A 4,577-nucleotide genomic window follows, 5' to 3' on the forward strand; every position below is an offset into this window, starting at 1 on the left:
CGCAAGAACGCATAGCCTGGTGATTTCTAACCAGTCGAAGACGGCTCGGTTTGTGGATACAGTTCACTTGTTTGATGCTCCAAAGTCGCTGCAACTGCGATAGAGGATAATTTCGCGAGTCATCCACAATCTGTTAAAAACAGTCTGAAAACAGTCTGAAAACAGTCTGAAAACTGTTTGATAAGGGGGCGAAGCGATCGTCCCTTTTTTTAATGGTTTTTGTGCTACCCCGTACACCCCGCTCGATTCATGTTCAAATTGCTCCAGCTTGGCTCCCTAACCTCCCAGCTTTTGGGAAAGTGAAGCCTGCCCCGATGCGTAGAGTCTCCGATTTAGGGAAAACTGGCGTTGCTAAATCGAAGTATGAAGACACAGCTTGAGACCCTGTATCGCCCCATAAATCCCCCAATGCTGGGGGACTTTGAGGATCAGTTTCCTCCAAAATTGGGGGGGCTAGGGGGGCTAGTCATACTCCAATTCAGCAACGCCGGAGAATTTAGGAGGCTGCAACACTTGGAACGCTCCCAAGAATGGTTGTGGGTAAGCAGTAGGAGCTGGTAGAAGCTGAGTGGGTTATAGGGTTTTCGTGAGCTACAGCAGATTTTGTTCGATCGCTCTCTCCAGCCTCATTCACAAAAATTTACCCCATTCTCCCGATTTTCAGACGGCGCATCCTCTAACTCGTTACACTCAATTGGTAGACTTTTTTAAGTTGATAATTGGGCATTTCGCTCACTTATTCATGACAGCTTACGCAAACAATTGTGACATCTAGATTGATTTTGAGCCGCTTAGATGGTTTTCCGAGATGAAATTTTGTCCCGGAATCTTTATCTATTTAGCTAGCATAAAAAAAGAGCCTTGGGAGGAAGAATGAACATTGTTGTTGTGGGTCTGAGTCATCGAACTGCGCCAGTCGAGGTGCGCGAAAAGCTAAGCATTCCAACGCCTCAAATGGAGGCAGCCATTGCCCATCTTCGCAGCTTTCCCCATATTGAGGAAGCGACCATTCTCAGCACCTGTAACCGCCTGGAGGTTTATGTCGTTACCAGCGAAACCGAGCAGGGTGTGCGAGAAGTCATGCAGTTTCTCTCAGAACACGGCAAAATCCCGGTGTCGCAGTTGCGTCCCTATCTGTTTATCCTGCTGCACGACGATGCGGTAATGCACCTGATGCGAGTGTCGGCGGGGCTAGACAGCCTAGTGCTGGGCGAGGGGCAAATCTTAGCTCAGGTTAAGCATACGCAAAAAACCGGGCAGCAGTATAACGGAATCGGGCGGATTCTCAACCGTTTGTTTAATCAAGCAATTACGGCTGGAAAGCGAGTGCGGACGGAAACCAGCATTGGCACCGGAGCTGTTTCGATTAGTTCCGCGGCGGTGGAGCTGGCACAAATCAAAGTGCAGCACCTCCCCACCTGTCGCGTTGCCGTTTTGGGAGCCGGAAAGATGTCGCGTCTAGTGGTGCAGCATTTGCTCTCAAAGGGCGCAACCCAGATTTCGATCGTTAACCGATCGCTCGACTCTGCTAAAGAACTGGCGCAGCAGTTCAAAGAAGCTAGTATTCGCCTGCATTTGCTGGATGAAATGATGCAGGTGCTTGCGAACTCTGATCTGGTTTTCACGGCGACTGCAGCCACCGAACCGCTGATCGATCGCGCCAAGCTGGAAGCCACCCTTGATCCTCTCCGTGGCCTGAAGCTCTTCGATATTTCGGTGCCGCGCAACGTTGATGCTGATGTCAACGATCTGGCACATGTGCAGGTGTTTAACGTGGATGACCTGAAAGCCGTGGTTGCTCAGAACCAGGAAAGCCGCCGCCAGATGGCACTGGAAGCCGAGAACATTCTTGATGAAGAAGTGGCTGCGTTTGACCTGTGGTGGCGATCGCTCGAAACGGTGGCAACGATCAGCGAGCTGCGCGATAAAGTTGAAGCCATCCGCGCTCAGGAACTCGAAAAAGCCCTGTCTCGCTTAGGCTCTGAGTTTGCCGAAAAGCATCAAGAAGTAATCGAGGCATTGACGCGCGGCATCGTCAACAAGATTCTGCACGACCCGATGGTGCAGCTCCGGGCACAGCAGGACATCGACGCCCGACGACGGGCAATGCAAACGCTGCGATCGCTGTTTAACCTGGAGGAGCCTGCTTCTAACAAGGCGTAGCGGCAAGGCGATCGACGCACCGTACAAAAACAGTACAAAAACAACAAAAGACAACAGTACAAAAACTAATACTGTTGTAGAAGAATTTCCAGGGGCTGTAAGGGCGGTTTGCGGATCGTCCCTACAGCTTTTTTAGTTTTCATATTTTTTAGTTTTTATATTCAGTGCGCCCAAGCTAAGCCGCATAGGGGCTGGCTAGCAAGAATCGCTTAGGCTCACGCGTCAGCACCCGCTTTGGCATATTGCTGCCCGACAGCAGCCGCACTGTTGCATCCGGCCAAGGACAGGGCATATCAAAGGATTTGATCAGATCGATCCCATACTGCTTGGGTAGCCTTCCGCTGCAGCCCATTCTGGGAAAAACTCGCCTCCTGATGGGGTTCCAAAATCAGGTTCTCCCAGATGCTCCTGTCGGGAATCAGTCCGGTTGTGTGGCGATCTTTGGGAATCCAGGCAGCGCCCCTGCAAAAACCCCCTCATTCCCTGGAACAAGAGAATAAGGGGAAGTTTTTAACAACATCAGAATCAGACAGTATCAGAATCAGACAGTATCAGAATCAGACAGTATCAGGATATTGAGCTGAGCCAGGCGGAGAATTTGCGCCTCGCTCCGATTCCGATTAAAAGCCGTGAGGCGATCGGCTACGAGTCGCTGCCGGCCACTTCAATCTTGGACTGCACCTGAAGCTTGCCGTCATCGGCGATCGTCCAGACATCGTAGCTGCCGACTACATCACCTTCGGGGTTAAAGTCAACCGTGCCGCTGGCTCCTTCGTAATTGATCGGTTTGCCTTCCCGCAGCAGCGCGAGTCCCTGACAGACATCCGTGACTTTTTCACCGTCGCCGCTCGTCACTGCACGAATTTGATCTTTAATGGCAGCTCCCGTCGTCGCTTTTGCGGCTTCGGCTGCCAGCGCGATCACAGCAGCAGCGTCCCAGGAGTTGGGATCGTAAACGTTCGGCGCACGGTTAAATTTATTTTGATATGCGTCGCTGAACTGATCGATCGCCGGACCACCTGCGCTGGGAGCAGTTCCCAATCCGCCCGATACAATGAACTTGTCATCTGCCGTTTTGCCGGACAGTTCAGCAAGTTTATCGGTCTTCATGCCGTCCGACATCAGGATTTTGGTGTTACCGTCGAGCAGTCCTTGCTCTTGGGCTTGCTTTAGAATGATGCTGCCCGTTTCAGGATAGGCAACCATGACGATCGCATCCGGATTGCCGTTGAACGCTGCCCGCAGTTCTGAGTCAAACGTAGTCGCGTCGGGAGCGTACTTCGTTGGACTGGATTCGTTCGTTACCGTGCCGCCTAGCTCTTTGAATGCAGGAATAAAGGAATCGATCAGACCGTTGCCGTAATCGTTGTTAATCGCCAGGACTGCAACTTCCTTTGCGCCCTGCTGCTGTGCCAATTGCGCCAGAGCATCTCCCTGAAAGGTATCGGGCGGCGCGGTACGGAACCAAAAGCCGTTGAATTCACCTTTCTTGGCACGATCGGTAAAAGTGGGGCTGGTGCTGGAAGGCGAAATTTGCACCACCTGGTTTCGCACAGCAATATCGACTGCCGCACTCGAAACCGCGCTGCCTGCCGCGCCGACTACACCTGCCACCTTATCGACTTCTGCCAGCTTGGTCATGCCTGCCGCCCCTGCTGCGGGATCAGTCTGGTCATCTTCAGAAACAATCTGCACAGGCTTACCCAACACGCCACCACATGCGTTTACCGTCTCGCCCAGCAAATTTACGCTGTCCTGCATGGTTGTGCCATACTGCGCCAAATCACCTGTGATGGGCAGCAGCGTTCCAATCTTGAGTTGCCCTTCTACGCTGGCTCCGGCAGTAGTTGCTGCGCTCGGGCTGGAACCCGCTTCAGGAGACTGGCTAGTATTTTGCGGCACAGAGCCACAAGCCGTTATCGACAGCATCAGAGCCGCCGCACCGCCACCTCCGAGCCGTTTTAATAAATTCGATCGATTGAATTTAGAGGGCTTATTCAAACGCTTCATAAGATTTTTCAAGCAAAAAGAGGATCAACGTGATAAACGATCGTAGCGAAAACCTGGAGAATCGGGGCTGAAGGCGGAAAGGAAGTAAGAAATTGTTGAACTGCGCGATTCAGGATGACAGCGAATTTCCCAGACGAATTTCTCAGACGAATTCCCCAAAATAGAGGGGCGTAGGGCAGTTCTGAAAACAAGTTCGAGACACAAGCACGACGCTTCAAATCTTGGGGTGGGGCAATCGCTTCAACCTGGGCTTGCAGAATAAACTTTAACTTTAGCGAAAATCAGCAGCTTCTCTCAATCCGGAACTTTGGACGATCGAAGGAAGTCAAGCAGGATGAAGCGTTGGAATAAGCTTGTTCTATTGGAAACAACAGGCGGACGGTTGCCTATTGCTTGAAATTGTG

Annotated in this window: 2 protein-coding genes; one reads left to right on the forward strand and one right to left on the reverse strand. The window is 51.7% G+C overall.

What is annotated here, in order from left to right; genetic code table 11:
- The first annotated feature begins 873 nt into the window (after positions 1–873).
- Positions 874–2,163, forward strand: a complete 1,290-nt coding sequence (locus H6F80_RS01430; protein ID WP_190789839.1) for a glutamyl-tRNA reductase — start codon at positions 874–876, stop codon at positions 2,161–2,163.
- A 642-nt stretch (positions 2,164–2,805) separates the two neighbouring features.
- Here the strand turns inward: H6F80_RS01430 and H6F80_RS01435 are convergent.
- The gene (locus H6F80_RS01435) at positions 2,806–4,173 is read right to left on the reverse strand and encodes an ABC transporter substrate-binding protein (protein ID WP_242067106.1); all 1,368 of its coding nucleotides are present in this window, start codon (positions 4,171–4,173) and stop codon (positions 2,806–2,808) included.
- Positions 4,174–4,577 lie beyond the last annotated feature (404 nt).

It is taken from the genome of Leptolyngbya sp. FACHB-711 (genome assembly GCF_014695615.1).
Taxonomy (GTDB): Bacteria; Cyanobacteriota; Cyanobacteriia; order Elainellales; family Elainellaceae; genus Leptolyngbya_A.